Annotated in this window: 25 protein-coding genes; 12 read left to right on the top strand and 13 right to left on the bottom strand. The window is 58.5% G+C overall.

Features of this window, described 5'->3' with window-relative positions; genetic code table 11:
- Positions 1-8 precede the first annotated feature (8 nt).
- Positions 9-1,070, top strand: a complete 1,062-nt coding sequence (nadA, locus tag K6R05_RS13350) for a quinolinate synthase NadA (RefSeq protein WP_222924340.1) — start codon at positions 9-11, stop codon at positions 1,068-1,070.
- A gap of 23 nt (positions 1,071-1,093) precedes the next feature.
- Complete coding sequence (gene pnuC / locus K6R05_RS13345; RefSeq protein ID WP_161736263.1) at positions 1,094-1,816, top strand: nicotinamide riboside transporter PnuC; 723 nt, start codon at positions 1,094-1,096, stop codon at positions 1,814-1,816.
- Here pnuC and zitB read toward each other — a convergent pair.
- From zitB to K6R05_RS13325, 4 genes are all read right to left on the bottom strand, one after another.
- Positions 1,810-2,799 (bottom strand): CDF family zinc transporter ZitB, encoded by a 990-nt coding sequence (gene zitB, locus K6R05_RS13340; RefSeq protein WP_222924338.1) that lies wholly within the window; start codon positions 2,797-2,799, stop codon positions 1,810-1,812. The genes pnuC and zitB overlap by 7 nt on opposite strands.
- Positions 2,777-5,866, bottom strand: a complete 3,090-nt coding sequence (locus tag K6R05_RS13335) for a hybrid sensor histidine kinase/response regulator (RefSeq protein ID WP_222924336.1) — start codon at positions 5,864-5,866, stop codon at positions 2,777-2,779. Before K6R05_RS13335 ends, zitB begins: the two co-directional genes overlap by 23 nt.
- Positions 5,848-6,429 carry a response regulator transcription factor gene (locus tag K6R05_RS13330; RefSeq protein ID WP_161736266.1) on the bottom strand — a complete coding sequence of 194 codons (582 nt, stop codon included), beginning with the start codon at positions 6,427-6,429 and terminating at the stop codon, positions 5,848-5,850. The genes K6R05_RS13335 and K6R05_RS13330 overlap by 19 nt, the downstream gene beginning before the upstream one ends.
- A 100-nt stretch (positions 6,430-6,529) precedes the next feature.
- Positions 6,530-6,898 (bottom strand): YbgS-like family protein, encoded by a 369-nt coding sequence (locus tag K6R05_RS13325; protein ID WP_202605056.1) that lies wholly within the window; start codon positions 6,896-6,898, stop codon positions 6,530-6,532.
- 287 nt (positions 6,899-7,185) lie between these two features.
- On the opposite strand from K6R05_RS13325, the gene aroG reads away from it, so the two are divergent.
- Complete coding sequence (gene aroG, locus K6R05_RS13320; protein ID WP_161736267.1) at positions 7,186-8,238, top strand: 3-deoxy-7-phosphoheptulonate synthase AroG; 1,053 nt, start codon at positions 7,186-7,188, stop codon at positions 8,236-8,238.
- A 343-nt stretch (positions 8,239-8,581) separates the two neighbouring features.
- Here aroG and gpmA read toward each other — a convergent pair whose 3' ends face one another.
- From gpmA to modE, 6 genes are all read right to left on the bottom strand, one after another.
- The gene (gene gpmA, locus K6R05_RS13315) at positions 8,582-9,334 is read right to left on the bottom strand and encodes a 2,3-diphosphoglycerate-dependent phosphoglycerate mutase (RefSeq protein WP_161736268.1); all 753 of its coding nucleotides are present in this window, start codon (positions 9,332-9,334) and stop codon (positions 8,582-8,584) included.
- 151 nt (positions 9,335-9,485) lie between these two features.
- Positions 9,486-10,520, bottom strand: a complete 1,035-nt coding sequence (gene galM, locus K6R05_RS13310) for a galactose-1-epimerase (protein ID WP_222924335.1) — start codon at positions 10,518-10,520, stop codon at positions 9,486-9,488.
- Positions 10,514-11,662, bottom strand: a complete 1,149-nt coding sequence (galK, locus tag K6R05_RS13305) for a galactokinase (RefSeq protein ID WP_115758781.1) — start codon at positions 11,660-11,662, stop codon at positions 10,514-10,516. Before galK ends, galM begins: the two co-directional genes overlap by 7 nt.
- A complete protein-coding gene (gene galT, locus K6R05_RS13300; protein ID WP_161736270.1) occupies positions 11,659-12,705 on the bottom strand; it encodes a galactose-1-phosphate uridylyltransferase in 1,047 nt (348 codons plus the stop codon). The genes galK and galT overlap by 4 nt, the downstream gene beginning before the upstream one ends.
- A 236-nt stretch (positions 12,706-12,941) precedes the next feature.
- Positions 12,942-14,414, bottom strand: a complete 1,473-nt coding sequence (modF, locus tag K6R05_RS13295; protein WP_222924334.1) for a molybdate ABC transporter ATP-binding protein ModF — start codon at positions 14,412-14,414, stop codon at positions 12,942-12,944.
- Positions 14,415-14,483: 69 nt separating this feature from the next.
- Positions 14,484-15,266 (bottom strand): molybdenum-dependent transcriptional regulator, encoded by a 783-nt coding sequence (gene modE / locus K6R05_RS13290; protein WP_222924333.1) that lies wholly within the window; start codon positions 15,264-15,266, stop codon positions 14,484-14,486.
- A gap of 136 nt (positions 15,267-15,402) precedes the next feature.
- Here modE and K6R05_RS13285 point away from each other — a divergent pair, with 136 nt between their 5' ends.
- The 4 genes from K6R05_RS13285 (at position 15,403) to modC (ending at position 18,221) form a co-directional block, all read left to right on the top strand.
- Positions 15,403-15,558: an AcrZ family multidrug efflux pump-associated protein gene (locus tag K6R05_RS13285; RefSeq protein WP_033731900.1), complete on the top strand. Its 156-nt coding sequence runs from the start codon at positions 15,403-15,405 to the stop codon at positions 15,556-15,558.
- 145 nt (positions 15,559-15,703) lie between these two features.
- Positions 15,704-16,477 carry a molybdate ABC transporter substrate-binding protein gene (gene modA, locus K6R05_RS13280; protein WP_161736273.1) on the top strand — a complete coding sequence of 258 codons (774 nt, stop codon included), beginning with the start codon at positions 15,704-15,706 and terminating at the stop codon, positions 16,475-16,477.
- Entirely contained in the window at positions 16,474-17,163 is a 690-nt protein-coding gene (modB, locus tag K6R05_RS13275; RefSeq protein ID WP_161736274.1) for a molybdate ABC transporter permease subunit, read from the top strand. The genes modA and modB overlap by 4 nt, the downstream gene beginning before the upstream one ends.
- Positions 17,163-18,221, top strand: a complete 1,059-nt coding sequence (gene modC / locus K6R05_RS13270; RefSeq protein WP_222924332.1) for a molybdenum ABC transporter ATP-binding protein ModC — start codon at positions 17,163-17,165, stop codon at positions 18,219-18,221. Before modB ends, modC begins: the two co-directional genes overlap by 1 nt.
- On the opposite strand, the gene K6R05_RS13265 is transcribed toward modC, so the two are convergent.
- On the bottom strand, positions 18,222-19,040 hold the full coding sequence (locus K6R05_RS13265) for a pyridoxal phosphatase (protein WP_222924330.1): 819 nt from the start codon (positions 19,038-19,040) through the stop codon (positions 18,222-18,224).
- A 155-nt stretch (positions 19,041-19,195) separates the two neighbouring features.
- Between K6R05_RS13265 and pgl the strand changes: the two genes are divergently transcribed.
- Positions 19,196-20,197 carry a 6-phosphogluconolactonase gene (gene pgl / locus K6R05_RS13260; protein ID WP_161736277.1) on the top strand — a complete coding sequence of 334 codons (1,002 nt, stop codon included), beginning with the start codon at positions 19,196-19,198 and terminating at the stop codon, positions 20,195-20,197.
- A gap of 333 nt (positions 20,198-20,530) precedes the next feature.
- Here the strand turns inward: pgl and K6R05_RS13255 are convergent, their stop codons facing one another.
- Positions 20,531-21,007 carry a kinase inhibitor gene (locus tag K6R05_RS13255; protein WP_013357177.1) on the bottom strand — a complete coding sequence of 159 codons (477 nt, stop codon included), beginning with the start codon at positions 21,005-21,007 and terminating at the stop codon, positions 20,531-20,533.
- Positions 21,008-21,082: 75 nt separating this feature from the next.
- The gene (gene bioA / locus K6R05_RS13250) at positions 21,083-22,387 is read right to left on the bottom strand and encodes an adenosylmethionine--8-amino-7-oxononanoate transaminase (protein ID WP_222924328.1); all 1,305 of its coding nucleotides are present in this window, start codon (positions 22,385-22,387) and stop codon (positions 21,083-21,085) included.
- Between the two features lie 86 nt (positions 22,388-22,473).
- Between bioA and bioB the strand changes: the two genes are divergently transcribed.
- From bioB to bioD, 4 genes are read left to right on the top strand one after another with little or no spacing between them, the layout of a single operon-like run.
- Positions 22,474-23,505, top strand: a complete 1,032-nt coding sequence (bioB, locus tag K6R05_RS13245; protein WP_222924327.1) for a biotin synthase BioB — start codon at positions 22,474-22,476, stop codon at positions 23,503-23,505.
- Positions 23,505-24,656, top strand: coding sequence for an 8-amino-7-oxononanoate synthase (bioF, locus tag K6R05_RS13240; protein ID WP_222924326.1), 1,152 nt, complete (start codon positions 23,505-23,507; stop codon positions 24,654-24,656). Before bioB ends, bioF begins: the two co-directional genes overlap by 1 nt.
- Positions 24,640-25,395: a malonyl-ACP O-methyltransferase BioC gene (bioC, locus tag K6R05_RS13235; protein WP_161736235.1), complete on the top strand. Its 756-nt coding sequence runs from the start codon at positions 24,640-24,642 to the stop codon at positions 25,393-25,395. The genes bioF and bioC overlap by 17 nt, the downstream gene beginning before the upstream one ends.
- Positions 25,392-26,063 carry a dethiobiotin synthase gene (gene bioD, locus K6R05_RS13230; protein WP_222924324.1) on the top strand — a complete coding sequence of 224 codons (672 nt, stop codon included), beginning with the start codon at positions 25,392-25,394 and terminating at the stop codon, positions 26,061-26,063. Before bioC ends, bioD begins: the two co-directional genes overlap by 4 nt.

Genomic DNA, 26,063 nt, shown 5'->3' with positions numbered 1-26,063 from the left:
GCTGTGTCATGAGTGTGATGTTCGATCCTGAAAGCGCCGTTTACCCTTTTCCACCTAAACCTGCTCGTCTGAGTGACGACGAGAAGGCGTTTTACCGTGAGAAAATCAAAGCGCTGCTGAAGGCGCGTAACGCGGTGATGGTGGCGCACTACTATACCGATCCGGAAATTCAGGCGCTGGCGGAAGAGACCGGCGGCTGCGTCTCTGACTCGCTGGAGATGGCGCGCTTTGGCAGCCACCATTCTGCCACCACACTGCTGGTGGCAGGCGTACGCTTTATGGGCGAAACCGCCAAAATCCTCAGTCCCGAAAAAACCGTGCTGATGCCGACGCTGCAGGCGGAGTGCTCCCTGGACCTGGGCTGTCCAATCGAAGAGTTTAACGCCTTCTGTGATGCCCATCCCGATCGCACCGTCGTGGTCTATGCCAATACCTCAGCGGCTGTCAAAGCGCGGGCCGACTGGGTAGTGACGTCCAGCATTGCGGTTGAGCTGATTGAGCATCTCGACAGCCTGGGCGAAAAGATCATCTGGGCACCGGATCGTCATCTTGGCCGCTACGTCACCCATAAATCGGGGGCGGATGTGCTCTGCTGGCAGGGTGCCTGCATTGTGCATGACGAGTTTAAAACCCAGGCGCTGCAGCGTATGAAAGCGCTCTATCCCGACGCAGCGGTGCTGGTGCACCCGGAGTCGCCGCAGGCCATTGTCGATCTGGCGGACGCGGTCGGCTCGACCAGCCAGCTGATTCAGGCGGCGAAATCCCTGCCACATCCGCAGATGATTGTCGCCACCGATCGCGGCATCTTCTACAAGATGCAGCAGGCAGTACCGGACAAAGAGCTGCTGGAAGCGCCGACCGCGGGTGAGGGCGCAACCTGCCGCAGTTGTGCTCACTGTCCATGGATGGCAATGAACGGCCTCAAAGCCATCGCAGAGGCGCTGGAGACGGGCGGGGCGGAACATGAGATTCACGTGGATGAGGCGCTGCGTGAGGCGGCGTTACTGCCGCTTAATCGCATGCTATCCTTTGCAGCGGAACTTAAACTCAACGTGAAGGGCAACGCCTAAGCGTTCCCGGACAGGTGCTCAGCATGGATTTCTTCAGCACACATAATATTCTGGTTCATATTCCTCTGGGTGCCGGGGGCTACGATCTCTCATGGATTGAGGCCATCGGCACGCTGGCGGGCTTACTCTGTATCTGGTTTGCCAGCCTGGAAAAAATCATCAACTATCCGTTCGGTTTGATCAACGTGACGCTGTTTGCGGTGATCTTCTTTCAGATCCAGCTCTATGCCAGCCTCCTGCTGCAGCTCTTCTTCTTTGCCGCCAATATCTATGGCTGGTACGCCTGGAGCCGTCAGACCGCCGATCATCAGGTCGAGCTGAAAATCCGCTGGCTGCCACTGCCCAAAGCGCTGGCCTGGGCGGCGGGTTGTGTGATCGCCATTGCGCTGATGACCCTCTATATCGATCCGGTGTTTGCGCTGTTAACCCGTACAGCGGTGACGCTGATGAACGGTCTTGGCCTGTCGGTAGCGATGCCCGCGTTGCAGCCGGATGCTTTCCCGTTCTGGGATTCCTGCCTGATGGTGTTGTCGATTGCGGCGATGGTGCTGATGACACGCAAATATGTTGAGAACTGGCTGCTGTGGGTCATCATCAACGTGATTAGCGTGATGATTTTCGCCCGTCAGGGCGTGTATGCGATGTCGCTGGAGTATGTGATTCTGACGCTGATTGCGCTGAACGGATCGCGTATGTGGATCCGCAGCGCGCGGCAACAGGGTTCCCGCGCGCTCTCGGCTCAGTGAGTGTGGGCTTCGCCTTTAGCGTGAGCGTGGTCATGATCAGGGTCGTGAGAATGACTGTGATCATGGCCGGAGGCAGCAGCGCTGCTTAAGCCGAGTTCACACTCGGCACCGGCACAGGGCTGATACTCCATCTGCACGGTCGCATGCGCAATCTGATAGTGCTGGCGCAGATAGTCGTGGATACGATGCAGCAGCGCATCGTGATCGTAAGGCGGGATCACCTGCGCATGCAGCGTCAGCAGCGGCTTTTCGCCGACCTGCCACAGATGCACATGGTGAACATTGCGCACTTCGGCGATGTTCAGCGTCAGATCCCGTATCAGCCGGTTCACATCCAGCGAATGCGGTGTCCCTTCCAGTAACTCCTGCAGACTTTCACGCAGCAGCGCCCAGGCGCTGCGCAGCACCAGCAGGGAGACCAGCAGTGACAGAATCGGGTCGATAGGCGTCCAGCCGGTCAGCAGAATAATCACCGCCGCCACAATCGCGCCCACCGAACCCAGCAGGTCACCCATGACATGCAGCGCGGCAGCCCGCACGTTGAGGTTCTTTTCTCCACTGCCGTGATGCAGCAGCCAGAATGACAGAATATTGGCCAGCAGGCCGCCAATCGCGATCCCCAGCATCAATCCGCCCGTCACCGGCTGCGGGTCGGCAAAGCGACGCACTGCCTCCCAGACGATAAGCACGGTAATGCCCAGCAGCGCAATCGCGTTAACAAATGCCGCTACCGTGGTCAGACGCAGCAGGCCAAAGGTGTGGCGTGCATTAGGTTTACGGCGTGAGAAATGGACCGCCAGCAAGGCCATCAGCAGAGCGGCGGCGTCGGTCAGCATATGCCCGGCGTCCGCCAGCAGCGCCAGTGAACCTGAGAGCCAGCCGCCAATGACTTCAGCAACCATGAAGACGACTGTCACCCCGAAGGCGGCCGCCAGACGCGTGCGATTACTATCCTGCCCGCTATGAGTGTGGGTATGTGCCATAAGATTCCAGTTTTTTCAGTAACCTGTTTGCGAATAATATCAGTAATTGCCACGTCTCAGACGTGTCCTGATGCTGTTTAACCTGCTCCGTCAGCTGCTGGCTGAGTTGCGCGCCATGCTCCAGCCCTGCCAGCAAGCAGCTTCCTTTCATCCGGTGTGCTGCTTCGGCGAACTGCGTCCAGTCTGCGCGTTCGTGTGCCTCACGCATCACAGCCAGGTCCTGTGTCACCGTACTGTGCAACGTCTGGCTCAGACGGCTGAGGAATTTGTCATTCTGCTGCGCCAGCTGCCACAGGTTGTCATCCAGTGTCGCCAGCGGATCGTCCTGCCACTCCTGCTGCCACTCTGCCAGCAGCGCGCTGAGATCGGCTAACTGCACCGGTTTAATCAGCACACGCTCGCCCGCCTCAGGTGACTGCGACAGCAGCTGCGCGTCAGCCGAGCAGAGCACCCGCATCGCCTGACGTCTGCGCTGGCGGTCACGACGACGCAATATGCGCAACAACAGCGTACCGTCAGGGCGCGGCATCATCTGGTCGATAAACAATAGATCATAAGGCTGCTTTGCGTCGGCCTGCAGCAGTGCGCGTCCCTGTTCGAAGATGTCAGCCTGAATTGCAAAGCGCGCCAGCTGCTGCTGCATCACCAGCAGATTGGCTGGATGGTCATCGACAATCGCCACCCTAAGCTGTGGAAAGCCGGGCAGGGTCGTGTCGTCTGCGTGGTTTACCGGTGCACAGATCTGCAGCGGCAGCGTCACGGTGACCTGAGTACCGTGCCCAGGTTCAGAGGCGAGCCGGATGTCGCCGCCCATCCGCAGCACCATTTCCCGGCAGATAAACAGCCCCAGGCCGCTGCCCTGCACCGAAACCGATTTACCGGACGGCGCCTGATACCAGGGATCAAACAGCTTCTGCTGCTCCTCTGGCGGAATACCGCTGCCGCTGTCGCTCACTGTCAGAATCAACTGTTGTTGCTGTGCGGCCAGCGTCAGGCGAATCGCGCCGTGGCGGGTGAATTTTAGCGCATTGGTCATCAGGTTGTTTACAACCTGCTGAAGGCGGTCGGCATCAATCAATACGGTGCCAGGCAGCGGCGTCAGCGCCTCGACGATCAGACGTGGGCCGTCAGCGCGCATCAACGGATGATAAAAATGCTGCTGTTGATCGAGCCACTGCGCCAGCGCCAGCGGGCGAGGTGCCAGGGTAAAACTGTTGCTCTCGATGCGTGCATGATCCTGCAGGTCATTCAGCAGAGTCAGCAGCGATTGTGCGCTGCTGTGCAGTAGCGAAAGGTTCTGGCTGCTGTGCTGCTGCTTCTCCAGCTCCAGCAGACCCAGGATCGCCTGCATTGGGGTACGCAGCTCATGACTGACGGTCGCCAGAAACTGGCTTTTCATTGCATTGGCATGTTCCGCCTGTTCACGCTGCTGACGTTCCCGGCGCTGTTGCCAGTAGCGGCGCGCCAGCAGCAACAGCAGCAGCACAATGGCCGCACCTGCCACCGCCAGCACCATCATCGGCAGCGAACGCATCGCTATCACGCTGCCGGGCTGCGGCGGGGTTGACCAGCTGTCGCGCATCTGGCTCTGTGTGTCAGCCGGGATCTGCTGCAGCGCGCGATCCAGCAGGGTGCGCAGCACCGGCTGGCCAGGCGTGACGCCCAGCGCGATCGGCCAGGCGATATCGCTGGCGGCAAAGGCGAGATGAATACGGGCATCATCCCGGCTGGCGATGCGCCAGCGGGCGGAGAGTACGTTATCGACCAGCACATCGATCTGCCCCTTTGCCAGCGCGTCATAGAGACTATTACGATCGGCAAACGGCTGTGGCTTGAGATCCGCAGGCAGCAGACGCAGCGCCAGGTCATCCTGCAACACGCCGATCCGCTTGCCCTGCAGGTCGCGCCAGTGAGCCAGCGTATCGGACTGGACGCTATAAATGCCCCACAGCGCACGCCACACCGGCAGCGACGTGCTCTGCATCGCATCGCCATTCAGCGGCTGCATCAGCTGCAGCATTGCCTGCTTTTGCTGAATCAGCGTGCTGGCCTGACGGGGATTACTGACCCACACCGGCTCAAACGCTAATCCGGTGCTCTGCGCAATCGCTTTCAGCAAATCCACGCCATAGCCTCGGGCAGTTCCGCTGGCATCGCGATAACTCCAGGGATAGTTGTCCGGTTCGGCGGTATAGGTAATACGCGGATGATCGGCAATCCAGGCGCGCTCAGCGGGGCTGAGCATCAGAGTCTGGGTGTCCTGATAGCGCGGCAGCGTACTGCTCCAGCGTGCCTGCAGCGTGTTCATCAGTTCTGCAGGCAACTGACGCAGGCTCTGATTTATCCAGCTGATAAGCTGGGGATCGCGCGCCACCGCGCGCAGGTTGAGCTGGCCGGCCTCAATATGGGAGGCGATCTGATAAATCTGGCCCTGTTGCAGCTGGCTCAGCAGAAAACCGGCGCTGGTCTCATCTGCCACCACATAGTCATTTTGCTGATTAAGCAGGGTATAGAGCGCCTGCAGGTCGCTGCTGTAGCGTTGCCAGCTGTGACGGGCCGCCAGCGCAGATGGCAGCTGTGCCAGCGTGCTGTCACTGATAGCAAGCGAGGCATTCTGGCTGTTAAACATCACGGCACGCTGGTTTTGCTGATTGCGGTAAACCCGCAGCGGACTGCTGAACCAGTTTTCGCTGCTCAGGGTGCCGGGTGGCAGTGGGTCGCTCCACATGCCCAGCGCAAAATCGATCTGGCCGCTGGTCAGCGCCTGCATCAGATGTGGTTGATCGCTGTAGAGGTTAAGCGTGAACTGCGCACCGGTCAGCTGTCGCAGCGCGGAAAGATAGTCGGCATTGATGCCATAGAGGTCATTGCCGATGCGCATTGCCCAGGGCGCGTGGTTCTCTTCCAGCAGGCCGACGCGCAGGATCCTGCCCTGCATCGTTTCCGCGTGCGTCACCGGCAGCATCATCGGCAGATTCACGCTGCTCACCGGACGCACCTCAGCCAGCCCGGTGCCGCACCAGAACAGCAGGATCAGCAGAATAACCCTCACTGCTGGGCTTTCCACAGGTCAGCCAGTTCCACTACTGAGCGGGCTCCGGTTTTTTCCAGAATGTTCTTTTTATGAGTACTGACCGTTTTGTTACTGATGTGCAACTGAGCCGCGATTTGCAGATTGGATAGTCCACTGGCCAGCAGTGCCAGAATCTGACGCTCCTTCTGGGTCAGGGGCAGCTCAGGCTCATCATCCATCACCGGAAAGGCCGTCTGACCGCCCAGCACCGCCAGGATGGCGCTGAGTAATTGCGTCATGCGCTGACTCTTTACCACGTAACCGGCCGCACCCAGCGCCTGGGCGCGACGCACATAGTGGCGGGTCTGCTGAGCAGAGTAGATGAGCACCGGGCAATCAGGCCGATGGATCTTCAGACGACGAAGAAACTCCAGGCCATCACTGTCCGGCAGGCCGATATCCAGCACGATAATGTCCAGTGGCTCCTGAAGTAAGGGGCGGGCGGCTTTTTCACTGATGGCAGAGAGGAGTTTAATAGGTATGGGTGACTGGCTCAGGGCAGCTTCCAGTGCCACTTCAACCAGCGGATGATCGTCAATCAGAAGCAAAACGGCCATGAAGGATTTCCTGTAAATTTCACAGGATTAGCATAGCGGAAGAGTGGGGCAGAGGGGAGAAAAACCAGGAGAACGTCAGCTCTCCTGGTTTTAAACAGAATTACTGGGTGGTGCCGTCGGTTTTGGTATCTACGTCACCGCCGCCCACTTTAGTCTGAACTTTTTTATTGATGTTCGGACATTTGCCATCTTTACACTGGGCGTTCTGGTCCATTTCGTTAGCAGACATATTACCATGGCTGGTGGTGCTGCCAGACGTTGCAGGATTTGTGTCGGTGCCAGTGTTATTAATTTTGCTGTTATCAACATTATTTGGTGGCAGATTCTCTTTTGCTCCACCCGCCGCTGCACCTGCACTGGCTGCCTGATTCGCTGTACCGTTATTGCTGCTGCTGTCTGCAGCCAGTACCGCGCCGCTGCTCAGTGTCATTGCTGCTGTCAAAAAGATTAAGGCAAACTTTTTCATCATTATGCTCCCGTTAATAAATGAAGAGGCTTTAAGCCCAGAGGTGCAATTTCGGGTAAAAAAATTCCTGACGAAATAAAATTCGCCAGTTGGCTTAAACAGGGTAATTAAATAAGGTAAGCGGGACTTTCCTCAGTGCTTACCATTAAAAAGTCTAGTCGCTAAGCTGATTAATGCAAATATGACCCGCACATTTAACCCGCAGCAGGAATTTACACCCCTGGCGCTTCGGGCTACATTGGGCAGGATGTGTCCGGCGGGCGTCGGGCAAGAAATAATATGGAATCAGTATGAATTACCAGAACGATGATTTACGCATCAAAGAGATTAAAGAGCTGTTACCTCCTGTTGCGCTGCTCGAAAAATTCCCGGCGACCGATCGTGCTGCGCAGACCGTTTCACAGGCCCGTCAGGCGATTCATCAGATCCTGCAGGGCAAGGACGATCGTCTGCTGGTGGTGATTGGACCCTGTTCAATTCATGACACCGAAGCGGCGAAAGAGTATGCAGGCCGCCTGCTGGCGTTGCGTGATGAGCTGAAAGGCGAGCTGGAAGTGGTCATGCGGGTCTATTTTGAAAAGCCGCGCACCACGGTGGGTTGGAAAGGGCTGATTAACGACCCCTACATGGATAACAGCTACCAGCTTAACGACGGTCTGCGTCTGGCGCGTAAGCTGCTGCTGGAGATCAACGACAGCGGCTTACCGGCAGCGGGCGAGTTTCTGGATATGATTACCCCGCAGTATGTGGCTGACCTGATGAGCTGGGGCGCGATTGGTGCGCGCACCACGGAATCTCAGGTACACCGCGAGCTGGCATCCGGTCTTTCCTGCCCGGTTGGCTTTAAAAACGGCACCGATGGCACCATCAAGGTCGCGATTGATGCGATTAACGCAGCGGGATCGCCACACTGTTTTCTGTCAGTGACAAAGTATGGTCACTCCGCCATTGTGGAAACCAGCGGCAACGATGACTGCCACATCATTCTGCGCGGCGGCAAAGAGCCGAACTACAGTGCGCAGCATGTTGCAGAGGTCAAAGAGGGCCTGGCAAAAGCGGGTCTGCCACAGCAGGTGATGATCGATTTCAGCCACGCCAACAGCAGCAAGCAGTTCCAGCGTCAGATGATCGTAGCAGACGATGTCTCACAGCAGCTGATTAACGGTGAGCAGGCGATTGTCGGTGTGATGATTGAGAGTCATCTGGTGGAAGGCAACCAGAGTCTGGAGAGCGGCGAGCCGCTGGTCTATGGCAAAAGTGTCACCGACGCCTGTATCGGCTGGGAAGATACGGACAAGGTGCTGCGTCAGCTGGCGGCAGCGGTTAAACAGCGCCGCGGCTGATTGGTTATTCAGACTCATTAACAAAGTCTGGCCGGATTCTCTGTGGAGAGTGAGCCTGCTCAGGGAACACGGTCAGATCGGAAAGACGCTCAAGCCAGTCCCTGGTCGCTCTGCCCGCGCCATCCCTGGCGCGGGACGCTTTCCTCTTCTGACTCTGTTCCCTGCGCGTCGAGCTAGTTTATTGCTGCCAGACTTAGACGGATTTGAATATGTGATTAGTCTGGTACGTACTCACATCCAGGATTTTACTCTGGCAGTTAAACATGACGCGCAGCATTGTCGGGCGCAGCCCAATAAAAAAGGCCAGACTTTCGTCTGGCCTTTTTGCCTTTTCAGCGAAAAATTACTTCGCTTTACCCTGATTCGCAACGGCTGCGGCTTTCGCAGCAATCTCGTCCTGGTCGCCCAGGTAGTAGCGTTTCAGCGGTTTGAAGTTTTCATCGAACTCATACACCAGCGGAACGCCGGTAGGGATATTCAGCTCGAGGATTTCATCTTCGCCGAGGTTATCCAGATATTTCACCAGCGCACGCAGTGAGTTGCCGTGTGCGGCAATAATCACTTTCTCACCGCTTTTGATGCGCGGCAGAATGGTGTCATTCCAGTAAGGGATAACGCGGTCGATGGTCAGCGCCAGGCTTTCGGTGGTTGGCAGCTGCTCCGGAGTCAGTTTCGCGTAACGCGGGTCATGGCCCGGGAAGCGCTCATCTGAACGATCCAGCTCTGGCGGGGTAACGGCAAAGCCGCGACGCCACTGCTTAACCTGCTCGTCGCCATATTTGGCGGCCGTTTCCGCTTTGTCCAGACCCTGCAGCGCACCGTAGTGACGCTCGTTCAGACGCCAGGTTTTCTCAACCGGCAGCCAGGCCTGATCCAGCTCATCCAGCACATTCCACAGCGTGTGAATCGCACGCTTCAGTACGGAGGTGTAAGCGAAATCAAAAACAAAGCCCTCTTTCTTCAGCAGCTGACCTGCTGATTTGGCTTCGCCACGACCTTTCTCAGAAAGGTCAACATCATACCAACCGGTAAAGCGGTTTTCGTTGTTCCACTGGCTTTCGCCGTGTCGCACCAGAACCAGCTTAGTTACAGCCATAGCTTAACTCCTTAATACTGTGATGTTTCTGTGAGATTGGAAACCTGCTGCTGCCCGCATGAAACACGAGCTGATTGCGCCATACCATAACGGAAAAGCGGGCAGCGCGTAAGCCTGTGTGTGACGCACTGCGCGTTTTTCAGCCGGAGGCTCAGCGTGGCGTGAAGCGATACCGCGTCACGGATTCCCAGCGATCTCCCGGCTGCAGCCAGCAATCAGGCTGAGGCCACTCAGCATGATTGGGCGAATCCGGTAAAAATTCACTCTCCAGCGCAATGCCCTGAAATGCATTATAGCTCGCCTGCTCACGGGCACGGGTGCCGGCCAGGTAGTTGCCGGTATAGAACTGCAGTGCCGGTGCCGAGGTAGTCACGCTGAGCTGCAATCTGCCATCTTCCGACCAGAGTTCTGCCGCAGGCTGACTATCGTCGCCTGCGCTGTTGAGCAGAAACGCATGGTCATAGCCCTTCACCGCGCGCTGGTCATCGTCTGCCAGGAAATCCTGCGCCACGACTTTGGCGTTGCGGAAATCAAAGCTGGTATCGGCAACGGCTTTCAGCGGCGCATTCGGAATACCTTCGCTGTCGACCGGCAGATACTGGTCGGCGTGCAGTTGTAAGCGATGCTGGCGTGCGTCGCCATGATGCGCATCAAGGTTAAAGTAGGCATGGTTAGTCAGATTGACCGGGCAGGGCTGATCGCAGCGCGCTTCGTAGCGGATGTTCAGGCAGTTCTGGTCATCCAGTTGATAGCGCACGTCGGCAATCAGATTGCCCGGATAGCCCTGGTCGCCATCCGGCGAGTCGATGCGGTAGTGCACTTCGCTGTCGGACTGGCTGACAATCTGCCAGCGGCGTTTATCGAAGCCCTCCGGCCCGCCATGCAGCTGATGGGCACCCTGGTTTGGCACCAGCTGACGGTTCAGTTTATTCAGTTTTGCCCCGGCGATGCGGTTGGCGTAACGGCCCACCGTGGCACCCAGATAGGCATCCTGGTGCAGGTAGTCAGAGGGCGTGGCGCAGCCAAGCAGCGCTTCACGCACGGTGCCATCCTGCATCGGGACGCGGGCAGAAAGCCAGGTTGCGCCCCAGTCCATAAAGGTCGCCAGCATGCCGTTGGCATTACGCAGCACCGTTATGCGCCACGGCTGACCGTCGGGCGCATGGGAATTGACGTCATTCAGCATTGGCCCGCTCCTTCAGAGGCTTTGCAGACGTAGAAGGTCTCTTTGATGCCGGTCGCGGCTTCATACTGCTCAGCAACGGCAGCTTTCACCTGATCGACCAGATCCAGTGGCATCAGTGCCACGATGCAGCCACCAAAGCCGCCGCCGGTCATGCGCACGCCGCCGCGTTCACCAATCTGCGCTTTCACGATCTCAACCAGCGTATCAATTGGCGGCACGGTGATCTCGAAATCGTCACGCATTGAGGCGTGCGACTCGGCCATCAGCTGACCCATACGTGTCAGGTCGCCCTGAGTCAGCGCATCGGCTGCTTCCAGCGTTCGGGCGTTCTCGGTCAGAACGTGACGCACGCGTTTTGCCACCTGGGGGTCGAGCTGCGCCTGGGCTGCTTCAAACTCGGCCAGTTCAACGTCACGCAGGGCCTTCTTATTGAAGAAACGCGCGCCCGCTTCACACTGCTCGCGACGGGTATTGTATTCGCTGCCGACCAGGGTGCGGCGGAAGTTGGAGTTGATGATCACCACCGCGATATCTTCCGGCATCGACACCGGACGGGTGCCCAGCGTGCGGCAGTCGAGCAGCATCGCGTGATCTTTCCTGCCCAGTGCGGAGATCAGCTGGTCCATGATGCCGCAGTTACAGCCAACGAACTGGTTCTCCGCTTCCTGACCATTCACCGCGATAGCCGCGCCATCCAGCGGCAGGTTATAGAGCTGCTGCACCACGGTACCGACCGCCACTTCCAGCGAGGCGGATGAGCTCAGACCTGCGCCCTGTGGCACGTTGCCGCTGATCACCATATCAATGCCACCGAAATCGGCATGACGCTGCTGCAGATGTTTCACCACGCCGCGCACATAGTTAGCCCACATCGGTTCCTGCACGCTGACGATCTCTTCGTCCAGCGAGAAGGTGTCCTGCGCATTCTCATAATCGGCAGCGACTACGCGAATCTGGCGGTCGTCACGGCGGGCGCAGGCGATGACTGTCTGGTAATCGATGGCACATGGCAGCACAAAGCCGTCGTTATAGTCGGTGTGCTCGCCAATCAGGTTAACGCGGCCCGGCGCCTGAATGGTATGCGTTGCAGCGTAACCGAAGGTGTCAGAGAAAAGCTGCTGCGTGATGGTTTTTAAGCTCATTGTTGTGCCTCACGGAAGTGAACGTCGCTGACAGAACGCAGACGTTCCGCCGCCTGTTCCGCCGTTAAATCGCGTTGGGTTTCGGCCAGCATTTCATAGCCAACCATAAATTTACGTACCGTTGCTGAGCGCAGCAGCGGTGGATAGAAGTGCGCATGCAACTGCCAGTGGTCGTTGGCTTCGCCATTAAACGGCGCGCCGTGCCAGCCCATGGAGTAGGGGAAGGAGCACTGGAACAGGTTGTCGTAGCGGCTGGTCAAAAGCTTAATGGCTTTTGCCAGATCGGCACTCTGCGCTTCACTGAGATCGGTCAGCTGTTTAACGTGCGCTTTCGGCAGCAGCAGAGTTTCAAACGGCCAGGCAGCCCACCACGGCACGACGGCCAGCCAGTGTTCGGTTTCCACCACGGTGCGGCTGCCATCCTGCTGCTCACGTGCCAGATAATCGACCAGCATCGGCGAGCCATGTTTTGCGAAATAGTCGCGCTGATGATCATCTTCGCGCTGCGCTTCATTCGGCAGGAAGCTGTTGGCCCAGATCTGACCATGGGGATGCGGGTTTGAGCAGCCCATCGCCGCGCCTTTGTTCTCAAACACCTGCACCCACGGATAGTGCTGACCCAGATCGGCGGTCTGCGCCTGCCAGGTACGCACCACTTCTTCCAGCGCGCTCAGTGACATCTCCGGCAGAGTTTTGCTGTGATCGGGCGAAAAGCAGATGACCCGACTGGTGCCGCGTGCGCTTTCACAGCGCATCAGGATATCGTCGCTCTCGGGCGCGTCAGGCGTGTCGGTCATCAGCGCAGCAAAGTCATTGGTAAAGACATACGTGCCAGAATAGTCGGGGTTTTTGTCACCGGTAATGCGGGTATTTCCGGCACACAGGAAGCAGTCCGGATCGTGCGACGGTAAGGTATTAACCGCTGGCGTTTCCTGCGCGCCCTGCCACGGACGCTTGGCCCGATGAGGTGAAACTAAAATCCATTGATCAATCAGTGGATTGTAACGGCGATGGGGATGATCGACCGGGTTGAATTTTTCCATGTGAGATCCTGGTAAGCGTCAAAAGCCAGAGAGGCATCGGTAAAAAGTAGCACATCAGCGCGCCCGAAAGCGTGATCAAGTCTGGATAAATGGTATCGTTTACACAAGCTGAATATTCTTATTTCGTGGCATTGTGTGCAGTAATGCGGGATAAAAGGCAGGCAGGAATGGTAGCGATTACACAGGTGTACTTTAAAACGCCGCGATAGCGGCGTTGAGGGGCCGATGTGAACGCGTTAGCGCAACGTTTCCTGCTGAAAAGCGTAGCCGCCTTTATCGGGAACAAAGCTCAGGCGATGCGTGATACAGGCGGGCGCATCTTCGGCATGATGGGAAACAAACAGCAGCTGAGTGCGACCTTCGCCAATCAGCACATCGACGAAGCGCCGCACCAGCTGGCGGTTAATCGGGTCAAGTCCCTGGAGTGGCTCGTCCAGAATCAGCAGCGTCGGATGCTTAACCAGCGCGCGGGCAATCAGCACCAGCCGCTGCTGTCCCCAGGAGAGTGAATGGAACGGCGCATCGCCCAGCCGGTTATCCATTCCCAGCAGTGTCAGCCACTGTTGTGCCAGCGCTTTCTGCCGATCGGATGCCGCCTGATAGAGACCGATGGAGTCGAAGAAGCCCGACAGGATCACCGTCCGCACATTGGTGCTGACGCGATAATCGAGGTGCAGACTGCTGCTGACATAGCCAATATGCTGTTTGATATCCCAGATGGTTTCGCCACTGCCGCGACGACGGCCAAACAGGGTGAGATCATTGCTGTAGCCCTGTGGATGATCGCCGGTTACCAGACTCAGCAGCGTCGATTTCCCGGCGCCGTTCGGGCCAGTAATCTGCCAGTGCTCGCCTGCGTTAACCTGCCAGTTCAGCCCCTGAATGACCGGTTGGTCGTTGTAGGAGACGGTGCCGTTGCGCAGGATAACGCGCGGCGCATCATCCGCCAGTGAGGGCAGCTGATCCGGCACATCCGCTTCGGGCAGCGCCATTCCCATCAGCTGTTCACTGTGTGCCAGCTGTGCCACCAGCGCTTCCGTTAAAATCGTCTGGCGTGGGCCACTGTGAGTAAGAGTACACTCCGCCAGCACACCCACCTGCTGAACGAAATCGGGAATGTCGTCAAAGCGATTGAGTACCAGCACCAGCGTAAACGCCGGGTGCTGCAGGTTGCGCAGCGTATCGGTCAGGCTGGCGCGTGACGCCACATCCAGTCCGTCAAACGGCTCATCCAGAATCAGCAAATCTGGCTGGTTCATCAGGGCCTGACAAAGCAGGGTTTTGCGGGTTTCGCCGGTAGAGAGATATTTGAAGCGGCGTGACAACAGCGGTTCGATACCAAACTGCTGAGCCAGTTGTTCGCAACGTTCTGGCTGCTGCACTTCCGCCTGAATGACCTCTGCCACGGTCAGTCCGGTATCCTCTTCACCTTCGCTGAGCATGTCGGTGTTGTTGCGCTGCCACTCCTGCGCCACCAGCGTCTGTAACTGTTCCAGTGACAGCCGGACCGGCCTTGTGAAATCGCTGCTGACGGAACCCGCAAGCGGGGGCAATTCACCGGAGAGCGCGCGCGCCAGTGAGGATTTACCGCTGCCGTTGGCACCGACAAAGGCCCAGCTTTCGCCGCGCTGCAGTTCCACCTGATTCAGACTCAGTATCCGGGTATCACTGAGATGAAACGTGCTTTGCAAAATATGCAATGAAGCCATGATCTGTTCCATTTTTTGCATCGAGTTACTGAGTTGTAACCATTGCCCGCAGTGAAGTCAACTCAACCGCTAGAGCAGGGTAGCGACGATAGCGTTCTCTGCATTGAAACTGGCGATCACCGCATCGCCGGGCTGCAGCTTCAGCTGCTGTAACTGTGCATTACTCAGAGTGGCACACAGGGTTTCGCCGCTGGCGAGCTGCATCAGCACCTCACTCATCTGCTCACCCGGTTCGATGGCAGTGACGATGGCGGTCAGCTGATTGTCTTCCTCTGCGGCGTCACGACTGATACGGATCCACGGCGCTTTGATCAGCACCAGCACCTCTTTACCCGCCGCCAGCTGCAGACGATCGGCGCTGCGCTGGGTCAGCGCAACATTGAGTTGCGTGACGCCATCAGCCAGCTGAATCATCAGATGCTGAACCACCTGCTGCGCATCGTTGCTCACCACGGTGCCGAACAGCTGGTTGCGGGCGCTGGTCTGCAGTGAAAAGCGGGCGATGGCCGCCAGCAGGCTGTCGAGCGGCAGTGTATCCTGCTGCAGTGCATCAAAGGCTTTCTGCTGGATCTGCTCCATCAGATGAAACAGCTGAATCAGGCGTTCACCGTAGCGGGTCAGCGTTGCACCGCCGCCGCCTTTGCCGCCGGTTGCCCGCGCCACCAGCGTTTCATCCGCCATCTGGTTCATCTCATTAATCGCATCCCAGGCACTTTTGTAACTGATGCCAGCCAGCTTCGCCCCCTGACTGATCGAGCCGGTCTGCTGGACGCGTTTCAGCAGCTCAATACGTCGTGGATCGGCAAACAGTTTCTGTTGTAAACGGATATGAAGGGACAGTTCGGCTTCCATGACAGCTCCGGCAAAGGGTTAAGGCGAAGGCCGATGATAGCGGCGTTTTATGTCCAAAGTAAAAGCACGAAAAGGGCTGCGCAAAATTTTACTGACCCGTTACAATCACTTTTTTGTTAGCAGAGTGAGACTCTCCATGCTGGAATTACTGAAAAGCCTCGCCGTGGCTGTACTCATGGTCCCTGTGGTAATGGCGCTGATGCTGGGTATGATTTATGGCCTGGGTGAAGTGTTTAATATCTTCTCTAAAGTGGGTCATCGCGAAAAATCTTCAGCCCGTTCCCATAATTAATTTCTGTGACGCCCGCCATCCTGGCGAGCGTCATCATTTTTGTCCCGCATTGATTCAACCTTCTCTGACACCTGCCGATAATTTACTGAACCTCCCTGATATTGCGTTATATTATTCGCTACACAACGAATAGCCGGAGAGAATCATGTCATCAAATTACACCCGCTGGGGCGTCGCGGCGCTGGTCACCGTATCGCTGGCCGGACAGGCAGTGGCCGCCGATAACATTACCGTGTTCGCCGCGGCTTCGCTGACCAATGCGATGCAGGATATTGCCAGTCAGTATCAGAAGGAAAAGGGCGTGACAGTCGTCTCTTCGTTCGCCTCATCCTCCACGCTGGCGCGTCAGCTTGAACAGGGTGCGCCTGCCGACCTGTTTATCTCTGCCGATCAGCAGTGGATGAATGATGCGGTGGCGAAGAAAAGCGTGATAACCCGCACCCGCTATACCCTGCTGGGCAACGACCTGGTACTGATTGCGCCACGGAGTGCCGCAGCTAAAGCGGTGACGCTGGATCCGCAGACCGACTGGAAAACATTGCTGCACGGCGAACGTCTGGCGGTGGGCGATCCGGACCACGTTCCGGCGGGTATCTATGCTAAAGAGGCGTTGCAGAAGCTGGGAGCCTGGGATGGCGTTGCGCCCGCGTTAGCGCCCGCTAATAATGTGCGGGCAGCACTGGCGCTGGTCGAGCGTAACGAAACCCCATACGGCATTGTCTACGGATCTGATGCGGTCGCCAGCGATAAAGTGCAGGTGGTCGGGCGTTTTCCGGCAACCAGTCACAAACCGGTGGAATATCCGATGGCGATCGTAAACGATCACGACACGGCCACCGTTCAAGCCTTTTATGATTACCTGAAAGGGCCGCAGGCTGCGGCGATTTTCAAACATTACGGATTCACACCGACGAAATGATACTCAGCGATCCCGAATGGCAGGCAGTGCTGCTTAGCCTTAAAGTCTCTGGCATAGCCGTGCTTGGCAGTCTGCCGTTTGGCATTCTGATGGCCTGGATTCTGGTGCGCTGCCGTTTTCCCGGCAAAGCGCTGCTCGACAGCCTGATCCACCTGCCGCTGGTGCTGCCGCCAGTAGTGGTAGGTTATCTGCTGCTGGTTAGCCTGGGGCGACGCGGCTTCATTGGCGAAAAGCTTTTTGACTGGTTCGGTTTCAGCTTTGCGTTCAGCTGGCGCGGTGCAGCGCTGGCTTCCGCCGTTATCGCCTTTCCCTTGATGGTACGCGCTATCCGGCTGGCGCTGGAAGCGGTGGATAGCCGGCTGGAGCAGGCGGCACGTACGCTGGGTGCCGGACGCTGGCGGGTCTTTTTCACCATCACACTGCCGCTGACGTTGCCAGGCGTGATCGCCGGAACGGTGCTGGCGTTTGCCCGATCGCTGGGCGAATTCGGTGCCACCATTACCTTTGTGTCCAATATTCCCGGTGAAACGCGCACGCTTCCGCTGGCAATGTTTACCCTGATCGAAACCCCTGGTGCAGAGGGTGCGGCGGCACGGCTCTGTATCATCGCTATCGTACTGGCACTGGCGTCACTGCTGGCGTCGGAAGGGCTGGCACGCGCAGGCCGCAAGCGGATGGGAAGCTGATGCTATCACTCAATTTTATGCAGCAGCAGGGCGCTCACCAGCTGGAGATCGACCTGCAGATCCCCGCCAAAGGCATCACCGCCATTTTCGGTGTTTCCGGTGCCGGTAAAACCTCACTGATCAACGCCATCAGCGGACTGACTCAGCCGCAGCGCGGGCGGATTGAGCTTAACGATCGTCTGCTGTTTGATGCGGAGCAGAAGGTTGCGCTGCCGCCGGAAAAACGCCGCATCGGCTATGTGTTTCAGGATGCGCGGCTCTTCCCGCACTATCGGGTCCGGGGCAACCTGCAATATGGTATGGCCCCGGCGATGAAAGCACAGTTCGACAGCCTGGTTTCGCTGCTGGGGCTGGAGGCGCTGCTGTCGCGCTTTCCGCTGTCGCTGTCGGGCGGTGAAAAGCAGCGGGTTGCGATTGGCCGGGCACTGCTGACCGCACCGGATATGCTGCTGCTTGATGAACCGCTGGCGTCGCTGGATCTGCCGCGCAAACGTGAGCTGATGCCGTATCTGCAAAAACTGGCGAAGCAGGTCGATATTCCTATGCTCTACGTCTCGCACAGTCTGGATGAGATCCTGCATCTGGCTGATAACGTGCTGGTGCTGGATGCGGGCAAGGTCAAAGCCTTTGGTCCGCTGGAGCGGGTCTGGAGCAGCAGCGCGATGCGGCCATGGCTGCCGGTAAGCGAACTGACCAGCGTGCTGCGGGTGCAGGTGCTGGAGCAGCATCCCGACTATCCGATGACCGCGCTCTCGCTGGGCGATCAACACATCTGGGTCAGCAGGGTGAATCAGCCGGTGAAAACGCCGCTGCGTATTCGCATCGCCTCATCAGATGTCTCGCTGGCGCTGCAACCGCCACAGCACACCTCCATTCGCAACATTTTACCGGCACAGGTAGTTGAGCTGCTGGAGGTCGGAGACCAGGTGGAGGTGAAGCTGCGTATCGGCATCAGCGAACTCTGGGCGCGCATCACGCCGTGGGCGCGGGATGAACTGGGCATCCGGCCGGATCAGTGGCTTTATGCCCAGATAAAAAGCGTTTCGGTAACGCCCTGATTACAACACGTACTGACGGAGGGTGTCGGCAATGCCGGGTTCAATATTGGTGCCGATTACCTTTTTCACCCGCGCTTTGATCGCCTCGTCGGCATTGCCCATCGCCACGCCCAGACCGGCCGTTTCCAGCATGCTGAGGTCGTTGTAGTTATCACCAAACGCGATCACATCGGACATGCTCAGCCCCAGCGATTCAACCCACTGCGCCAGCCGTTTGCCTTTGCTGTTGCCGCCTCTGGCGATATCCACCTGATCGTGCCATGACCATTCGCAGGCCAGCCCCAGCTCCGCTTCCACTGTAGTGGCGAACTGTTGCAGCTCCTGATGGTTGTCGTGCGACAGGGCAAACTTCCAGATCGAACCGGCGTCACGTGCCGCCTGGGCTAAATCAGGCACCTGACAGAACAGCGGACGCTGATGCTCAGGCAGCGATTCGGCCCACTTCAGGGTGCGCATCACATGACCGGTCGGCGTCTGATAGAGCATGGCATCATCCACGTAGAGCAAACCGTGAATCTGCTGCTGATCCAGCCTATCAATCACCTGTAACGCCAGCTGCGGGTCGAGAGGATCGGACGCCAGCACCTTTTTCGCACGGTAATCATACAAATAGGTGCCATTACAGCAGATTGCGGGTGTATCCAGTTGTAGCGCCTGATAAAAAGGGTGGATAGCGCAGTGATGGCGTCCGGTCACGATAGCGACATGAACACCCGCCTGGCGGGCCTGGTTCAGCGCGTCAATTGACTGCGGCAGAATCGTTTTGGCTGGGGTCAGCAGCGTGCCGTCGAGGTCGAGGGCAATTACTCGGTAGCTCATTCATCCTCTCGTTTTTTCAGGTTTGCAGGGGCTGAAGTCTACACCTGTCCACGGTCCGGAGACAAAAAACAGGGCACAAATGATTCCAGCGTAGGGTAATAAAACGCGCTACAGTGATTCACAGATATGATCAGGCAGCAAAAAAAGGAGAATGCATGAAACAGGTTGTCTACACCGCCAGTCCCGAGAGCCAGCAGATTCACGTCTGGCAGATGAATGATGAGGGTGCGCTGACGTTGCTTCAGGTGATCGATGTCGCCGGCCAGGTTCAGCCGATGGTGGTGAGTCCGAAACGCGATTTTCTCTATGTCGGTGTGCGTCCCAATTTTCGCGTGCTGGCGTTCCGGATTGCCGCCGATGGTACGCTGACCGAAGCCGGTCAGGCAACGCTGCCCGGCAGTCCGACCCACATTTCCACCGATCGCGAGGGCCGGTTCCTGTTCTGCGGCTCCTACAATGATGCCTGCGTCAGCGTCAGCCCGATTGGCGATGATGGCATTCCGCAGGCCCCGCTACAGGTAATCAACGGCCTGGATGGCTGTCACTCAGCCAATATCGACACTGACAATAAAACGCTCTACGTCCCGGCACTGAAGCAGGATCGTATCTGTCTGTTTGCGCTGGGCGCAGACGGTCAGCTGACGCCGCGCAAACAGGCGCAGGTCACGACGGTAGAGGGTGCAGGCCCGCGTCATATGCAGTTCCATCCGGGCGGCCAGTATGCTTACTGCGTGAATGAGCTGGACAGTACTGTTGATGTCTGGGCATTAAATACCGGTGAAGGCGAAGCGGAAAGCGTGCAGACGCTGGATATGATGCCGCCGGACTTCAGCGGTACGCGCTGGGCAGCCGATATTCACCTGACGCCGGATGGCCGTTTCCTCTACGCCTGCGACCGCACCAGCAGCACGCTGGCGATTTTCAGCGTCAGCGAACTGGGCGATGAACTGACGCTGGAAGGGTTCCAGCCGACGGAAACGCAGCCGCGCGGGTTCAATATCGATCACAGCGGACGTTTTCTGGTGGCGGCGGGACAGAAATCGCATCACATCGAAGTGTATGCGATTAGCGAACCGAAGGGGCTGTTACAGCCGCTGGGACGTTATGCGGTAGGGCAGGGCCCGATGTGGGTGGTGATTCACCAGTTGCAGGCGTAACGCATCGTGAAAAAGCCTCTCCCGGGTGGGAGAGGCGTGAAATTGTTGACGGCGTTTGCCACTGCCAGCTGTGAGATCGTGCAGACACAGGCAATAGGGTCAGATCGGAAAGACGCAAAAGCCGCCATCCATGGCGTGCTCGACCTGCGCAATTACGCACCTCATTCCTGAGGTGCGTCCGTTGCCGGGCCAACGCGTTGCGTTGTTCAAAAACGCTCCCGGCGTTTTTTTCCGGGCGGCGGGACGCTTTCCTCCTCTGACCCTATTCCCTGCAGTTTAAGCTAATGCGTTGCTGCCAGGTCACTCAGCTTTGGGTTTGTCAGGCGGACTGAATTACTGATAATTCACGGTCAGCGAGGCGCTCGCCAGTGCGTGGAAATGCACATTAAAGCCGACCATTGCGCCACTGGCGCCTTCATCCACCTCAATCGTCTCCACATCCAGCGCATGCACGGTGAAAATGTAGCGATGGGTTTCGCCCTGAGGCGGCGCCGCGCCACCATAGCCCGCCTGACCGAAATCGGTACGGGTCTGGATTGCGCCTGCTGGCAGTGACGCTTTGCCGGAACCGGCACCCTGCGGCAGTGACGTGGTGCTGGCCGGAATATTCGCCACGACCCAGTGCCACCAGCCGGAACCCGTCGGCGCATCAGGATCGTAGCAGGTCACCACAAAACTTTTGGTGCCTTCCGGTGCCGCTTCCCAGGCAAGATGGGGAGAAATATTCTCGCCCTGATAACCCATTCCGTTGAAAACATGCTTTTCTGGCATCTTTTCGCCGTCATTAAAGTCCTGACTAAAAACGCGCATCACATCTCCTTAACTGTCGATGAATAGCCTTTCATCATAACCAAAAGCACCATCAGTGCCAGTGGTCAGCCCGCATCAGGCGGCAAAATGTTGCGAATGTTCCAGCGCGCTGCCCATCGCCTGCACCAGCTGACTCAGCGCCTGCGGCGAGATGATGTAGGGCGGCATCAGGTAAATCAGTCGGCCAAACGGCCGGATCCAGACGCCCTGTTCAACAAAGAACTGCTGTAGTGCCGCCATGTTGACCGGCTGATGGGTTTCCACCACGCCAATCGCCCCCAGCACGCGCACATCGGCCACCTGTGGTGAACGGCGCAGCGGCAGCAGCTCAGCCCGCAGCTGCTGTTCGATCGCGGCCACCTGTCGCTGCCAGTCACCTTCCGCCAGCATGCTCAGGCTCTCCGCCGCCACCGCGCAGGCCAGCGGATTCCCCATAAATGTCGGGCCATGCATAAAACAGCCTGCCGCGCTGCGGCTGATGGCATCAGCCACCTCGCGGGTAGTCAGGGTCGCCGCCAGCGTCATCATGCCGCCGGTCAGCGCTTTGCCGACACAAAGAATATCCGCGGTAATACCCGCGTGTTCACAGGCAAAGAGCTTGCCGGTGCGGCCAAATCCGGTGGCGATCTCATCCGCTATCAGCAGCACGCCATAGCGGTCGCACGCTTCCCGGACCTGCTGCAGATAGCGCGGATGATAGAAACGCATCCCGCCCGCACCCTGCACAATCGGCTCCAGGATCACCGCCGCCAGTTGCTGGTGATGCTGTTCGATCAGTCGGGTAAAATCATCGAAGTCGCGCGCGTCCCATTCATCATCAAAGCCGCAGGCCGGAGCCGCCGCAAAGTGGTGCTCAGGCAGATAACCGCGCCACAGGCTGTGCATCGAGTTCTCGGGATCGCAGACCGACATCGCGGCAAAGGTATCGCCGTGATAGCCGCGCTTCAGCGTCAGGAACTGCTGGCGAGTTTCACCCCGGCCCAGCCAGTACTGCAGCGCCATCTTCATCGATACTTCCACTGCTACCGAGCCGGAATCGGCCAGGAAAACGCACTCCAGCGCCTCAGGTGTCATCGCCACCAGCTGACGACAGAGTGCCACTGCTGCCGGATGGGTAATGCCGCCAAACATCACGTGCGACATCTGCGTGACCTGCTCCGTGAGCGCCCGGTTCAGGCGGGGATGGTTGTAACCATGAATTGCCGCCCACCACGATGACATTCCATCCACCAGCTCACGGCCATCGGCCAGCTGCAGCTGAAAACCCTGCGCGGCAACGACCGGATAGCAGGGCAGGGGATCCCGCATCGAGGTGTAAGGATGCCAGATATGCTGGCGGTCAAAACGGGCATCATCCAGGGAGAAAACAGGGGTAGTCATCGGAGTTGTAAACCAAAATAAAAAAATATAGTTTACAAGTATACCCCTGCTTTCTGTCGGGATGACACCCTTTTCTGGAGTACCTAATGGCTCAACGCTGGACAATTGCACAGGCGCAAGCGCTGTTTGATCAACCTTTTCTTGAACTGATGTTTGAAGCGCAGCAGGTGCATCGTCAGCACTTCGACCCGCGCCAGGTGCAGGTCAGTACCCTGCTGTCGATTAAAACCGGCGCCTGTCCGGAAGATTGCAAATATTGCCCGCAGAGCGCGCGCTACAAGACCGGCCTGGAGTCGGAACGTCTGATGGAAGTGGAGGAGGTACTGACCTCCGCGCGTCAGGCCAAAGCCGCGGGTTCAACCCGTTTCTGCATGGGTGCCGCGTGGAAAAACCCGCACGAGCGCGATATGCCTTACCTGGAAAAAATGGTTGAAGGCGTGAAGGCGATGGGAATGGAAACCTGCATGACGCTCGGTACGCTCAGCGATCAACAGGCGCAGCGGCTGGCGGGCGCGGGCCTTGATTACTACAACCATAACCTCGACACCTCACCGGAGTTCTACGGCTCTATCATCACGACCCGCAGCTACCAGGAACGTCTCGATACGCTGGGCAAAGTGCGCGACGCCGGGATCAAAGTCTGTTCGGGCGGTATCGTTGGCCTGGGAGAAACCGTGAACGACCGCGCCGGTCTGCTGGTGCAGTTAGCCAATCTGCCGACGCCGCCAGAGAGCGTGCCGATCAACATGCTGGTCAAGGTCAAAGGCACGCCGCTGGCGGACAACGATGACGTAGAGCCTTTCGATTTTATCCGCACCATCGCGGTAGCGCGCATCATGATGCCAACCTCGCATGTGCGTCTCTCCGCGGGCCGCGAGCAGATGAGCGAGCAGACTCAGGCGATGTGCTTTATGGCCGGGGCGAACTCGATTTTCTACGGCTGCAAACTGCTGACCACGCCGAATCCGGAAGAGGATAAAGACCGCGTGCTGTTCCGCAAACTGGGGCTGAACCCGGAGCATACCCACACCCAACATGGCGATCAGCAGCAGGAAGAACAACTCAGCGAGCAGCTGTTCCATGCCGACACTGAACAGTTCTACAACGCGGCACTGTAATGAGCTGGCAGCAACGACTTCAGCAGGGGCTGGCGCAGCGCCGTGCGGCCGATGGCTGGCGGCAGCGTCGAATCATCGATCAGCAAGCCACCCGCACGTTAGAGAGCGGTGGCCGCCGCTATCTGCACTTCTCCAGCAATGACTATCTTGGTTTAACCCGCCATCCGGCGGTGATTGCGGGCTGGCAGCAGGGCGCGGCGCAGGCGGGGGCGGGGGCGGGTGCCTCGGGACACGTCACCGGTTATCACCGTCAGCATGCCGATCTTGAGGCGCAGCTGGCCGACTGGCTCGGCTACGACCGTGCGCTGCTGTTTATCTCCGGATTCGCGGCCAATCAGGCGGTGATTCATCTGCTGGGCGAGAAAAACGATCGCATCCTGGCCGATAAACTCAGCCATGCCTCGCTGCTCGACGCCGCCAGCCACAGCCCGGCGCAGCTGCGGCGTTTCAGTCATAACGATCCGGAGAGCCTGGCAGCACGGCTCGCGTCACCCTGCGAGGGGGAGACGCTGGTGGTGACCGAGGGGATTTTCAGCATGGATGGCGACAGTGCGCCGCTGGCTGCGCTGGCACAACAGACGCAGCAGGCAGAGGGCTGGCTGCTGGTGGATGATGCACACGGCATCGGTGTAGTAGGTGAGCAGGGGCGCGGCAGCTGCTGGCAGCAGGGCGTTAAACCGGAACTGCTGGTGGTCACCTTTGGCAAAGCTTTTGGCGTCAGCGGTGCTGCGCTGCTGTGCTGCGCCGATATCGCTGACTATTTCCTGCAGTTCAGCCGGCATCTGATTTACTCCACCGCCATGCCCGCCGCACAAGCCACTGCGCTGCAGGCGGCGCTGCGCGAAATTCAGCAGGGCGATGTGCTGCGCCAGCAGTTGCAGCAGAACATTGCGCATTTCCGGCGTGGCGCGGCCTCGCTGCCGTGGCAATTGATGGACTCTGCCAGCGCGATTCAGCCGCTGCTGATAGGTGAAAACAGCGATGCAATGGCGCTCTCTCAGCGACTGGCGGAGGCAGGCTGCTGGGTCAGTGCGATCCGACCGCCTACCGTGCCGCCGGGAACGGCCCGGCTGCGTATTACCCTGACCGCGGCACATCGCCCTGAAGATATTGACCGGTTACTGGAGGCGCTGCATGACGCTGCGGGTTGATAAGCAGGCGGTGGCGCGCGCCTTTGGCCGCGCGGCCAGCCATTATGATGCGCATGCTGCGCTGCAGCGCCTCAGCGGCAATGCGCTGCTGGCACGTGCACCCGTACAGAGCGGACTGCAGCTGCTGGATGCCGGGTGTGGCACCGGCTGGTACAGCAGGGTATGGCGTGAGCGGGGCAAACAGGTCACGGCGCTGGATCTCTCTCCGCAGATGCTGCAACAGGCGCGGGACAACGACGCGGCGCAGCACTATCTGGCGGGCGACATCGACGCACTGCCGCTGGCGGATAACAGCCTCGACCTGGTGTGGAGTAACCTGGCTGTGCAGTGGAGTGAAAATCTGCCCGGCGCGCTGCGTCAGTTCCGGCGCGTGCTGCGCCCCACTGGCACGCTGCTGTTTTCTACGCTGGGCGATGGCTCGTTGCAGGAGGTGCATGAAGCCTGGTCCCATCTGGATGCGTCGCCGCACGCCAACCGCTTTCTCAGCGAGACGCAGATTGCGGCGGCCTGCTACGCAGAGCAACTGCATTGCAGCGCGGAAAAAGTGACGCTGCATTTTCCCGATGCGCTCAGCGCCATGCGTTCGCTGAAAGGGATCGGCGCGACCCATCTGCATCAGGGCCGCGACGGGCAGCTCCTCACCCGACAACGACTCAACCAGTTAGAGGCGCACTGGCCGCGCGACCGGCACGGCTATCGCCTGAGTTACCATTTAATTTATGGAGTAAGTGCATCATGAAACGGCTGTTTATTACCGGCACCGACACCGAAGTCGGTAAAACTGTCGCCAGCGGCGCACTGTTGCAGGCCGCCGCCGCTGCGGGCTACCGCTGTGCAGGCTATAAGCCGGTTGCTTCAGGCTGTGAGATGACGCCAGAGGGGCTCCGCAACAGTGATGCGCTGGCGCTGCAGCGCTTCAGCAGCGTGCCGTTGAGCTACCAGCAGGTCAATCCGCTGGCGTTTATCGAACCGACCTCGCCGCACATCGTCAGCGCTGAAGAGGGCAGGCCGATCACCCATCTGGCACTGTCAGCAGGTCTGGCAGCGCTGGAGCCGCTGGCGGACTGGATTCTGGTCGAAGGCGCGGGCGGCTGGTATACCCCGTTGTCAGAGACGCACACCTATGCGGACTGGGTGGTCAGCGAACAGCTGCCCGTGATTCTGGTGGTGGGAATTAAGCTCGGCTGCATCAATCACGCCATGCTCACCGCCGAGGCGGTGCGCGCGCGTGGCCTGCTGCTGGTGGGCTGGATCGCTAACACCGTCGAGCCGCCAGGCAAACGCTATCAGGAATATCTCTCCAGCCTGAAGCAACGACTACCTGCCCCCTGCCTGGGCACGATTCCGTATCTCACCGATGCAGCGCAGCAGGCGTCCTGTGGACAGTACCTGACGCTGCCGCAGTGA

It is taken from the genome of Pantoea alfalfae (assembly GCF_019880205.1).
GTDB classification, from domain to species: Bacteria; Pseudomonadota; Gammaproteobacteria; order Enterobacterales; family Enterobacteriaceae; genus Pantoea; species Pantoea alfalfae.
This window is presented reverse-complemented; position numbering and strand designations above follow the sequence as displayed.

Coding starts and splice junctions, on each gene's coding strand:
- bioA (WP_222924328.1), bottom strand. CDS start 22,387: ATGACTACCCCTGTTTTCTCCCTGGATGATGCCCGTTTTGACCGCCAG.
- galM (WP_222924335.1), bottom strand. CDS start 10,520: ATGCTGAATGACGTCAATTCCCATGCGCCCGACGGTCAGCCGTGGCGC.
- modE (WP_222924333.1), bottom strand. CDS start 15,266: ATGGAAGCCGAACTGTCCCTTCATATCCGTTTACAACAGAAACTGTTT.
- modF (WP_222924334.1), bottom strand. CDS start 14,414: ATGGCTTCATTGCATATTTTGCAAAGCACGTTTCATCTCAGTGATACC.
- aroG (WP_161736267.1), top strand. CDS start 7,186: ATGAATTACCAGAACGATGATTTACGCATCAAAGAGATTAAAGAGCTG.
- K6R05_RS13285 (WP_033731900.1), top strand. CDS start 15,403: ATGCTGGAATTACTGAAAAGCCTCGCCGTGGCTGTACTCATGGTCCCT.
- modB (WP_161736274.1), top strand. CDS start 16,474: ATGATACTCAGCGATCCCGAATGGCAGGCAGTGCTGCTTAGCCTTAAA.
- K6R05_RS13330 (WP_161736266.1), bottom strand. CDS start 6,429: ATGGCCGTTTTGCTTCTGATTGACGATCATCCGCTGGTTGAAGTGGCA.
- modA (WP_161736273.1), top strand. CDS start 15,704: ATGTCATCAAATTACACCCGCTGGGGCGTCGCGGCGCTGGTCACCGTA.
- galK (WP_115758781.1), bottom strand. CDS start 11,662: ATGAGCTTAAAAACCATCACGCAGCAGCTTTTCTCTGACACCTTCGGT.
- bioC (WP_161736235.1), top strand. CDS start 24,640: ATGACGCTGCGGGTTGATAAGCAGGCGGTGGCGCGCGCCTTTGGCCGC.
- K6R05_RS13265 (WP_222924330.1), bottom strand. CDS start 19,040: ATGAGCTACCGAGTAATTGCCCTCGACCTCGACGGCACGCTGCTGACC.
- K6R05_RS13325 (WP_202605056.1), bottom strand. CDS start 6,898: ATGATGAAAAAGTTTGCCTTAATCTTTTTGACAGCAGCAATGACACTG.
- nadA (WP_222924340.1), top strand. CDS start 9: ATGAGTGTGATGTTCGATCCTGAAAGCGCCGTTTACCCTTTTCCACCT.
- galT (WP_161736270.1), bottom strand. CDS start 12,705: ATGGAAAAATTCAACCCGGTCGATCATCCCCATCGCCGTTACAATCCA.
- K6R05_RS13255 (WP_013357177.1), bottom strand. CDS start 21,007: ATGCGCGTTTTTAGTCAGGACTTTAATGACGGCGAAAAGATGCCAGAA.
- bioB (WP_222924327.1), top strand. CDS start 22,474: ATGGCTCAACGCTGGACAATTGCACAGGCGCAAGCGCTGTTTGATCAA.
- bioD (WP_222924324.1), top strand. CDS start 25,392: ATGAAACGGCTGTTTATTACCGGCACCGACACCGAAGTCGGTAAAACT.
- pgl (WP_161736277.1), top strand. CDS start 19,196: ATGAAACAGGTTGTCTACACCGCCAGTCCCGAGAGCCAGCAGATTCAC.
- pnuC (WP_161736263.1), top strand. CDS start 1,094: ATGGATTTCTTCAGCACACATAATATTCTGGTTCATATTCCTCTGGGT.
- gpmA (WP_161736268.1), bottom strand. CDS start 9,334: ATGGCTGTAACTAAGCTGGTTCTGGTGCGACACGGCGAAAGCCAGTGG.
- bioF (WP_222924326.1), top strand. CDS start 23,505: ATGAGCTGGCAGCAACGACTTCAGCAGGGGCTGGCGCAGCGCCGTGCG.
- zitB (WP_222924338.1), bottom strand. CDS start 2,799: ATGGCACATACCCACACTCATAGCGGGCAGGATAGTAATCGCACGCGT.
- modC (WP_222924332.1), top strand. CDS start 17,163: ATGCTATCACTCAATTTTATGCAGCAGCAGGGCGCTCACCAGCTGGAG.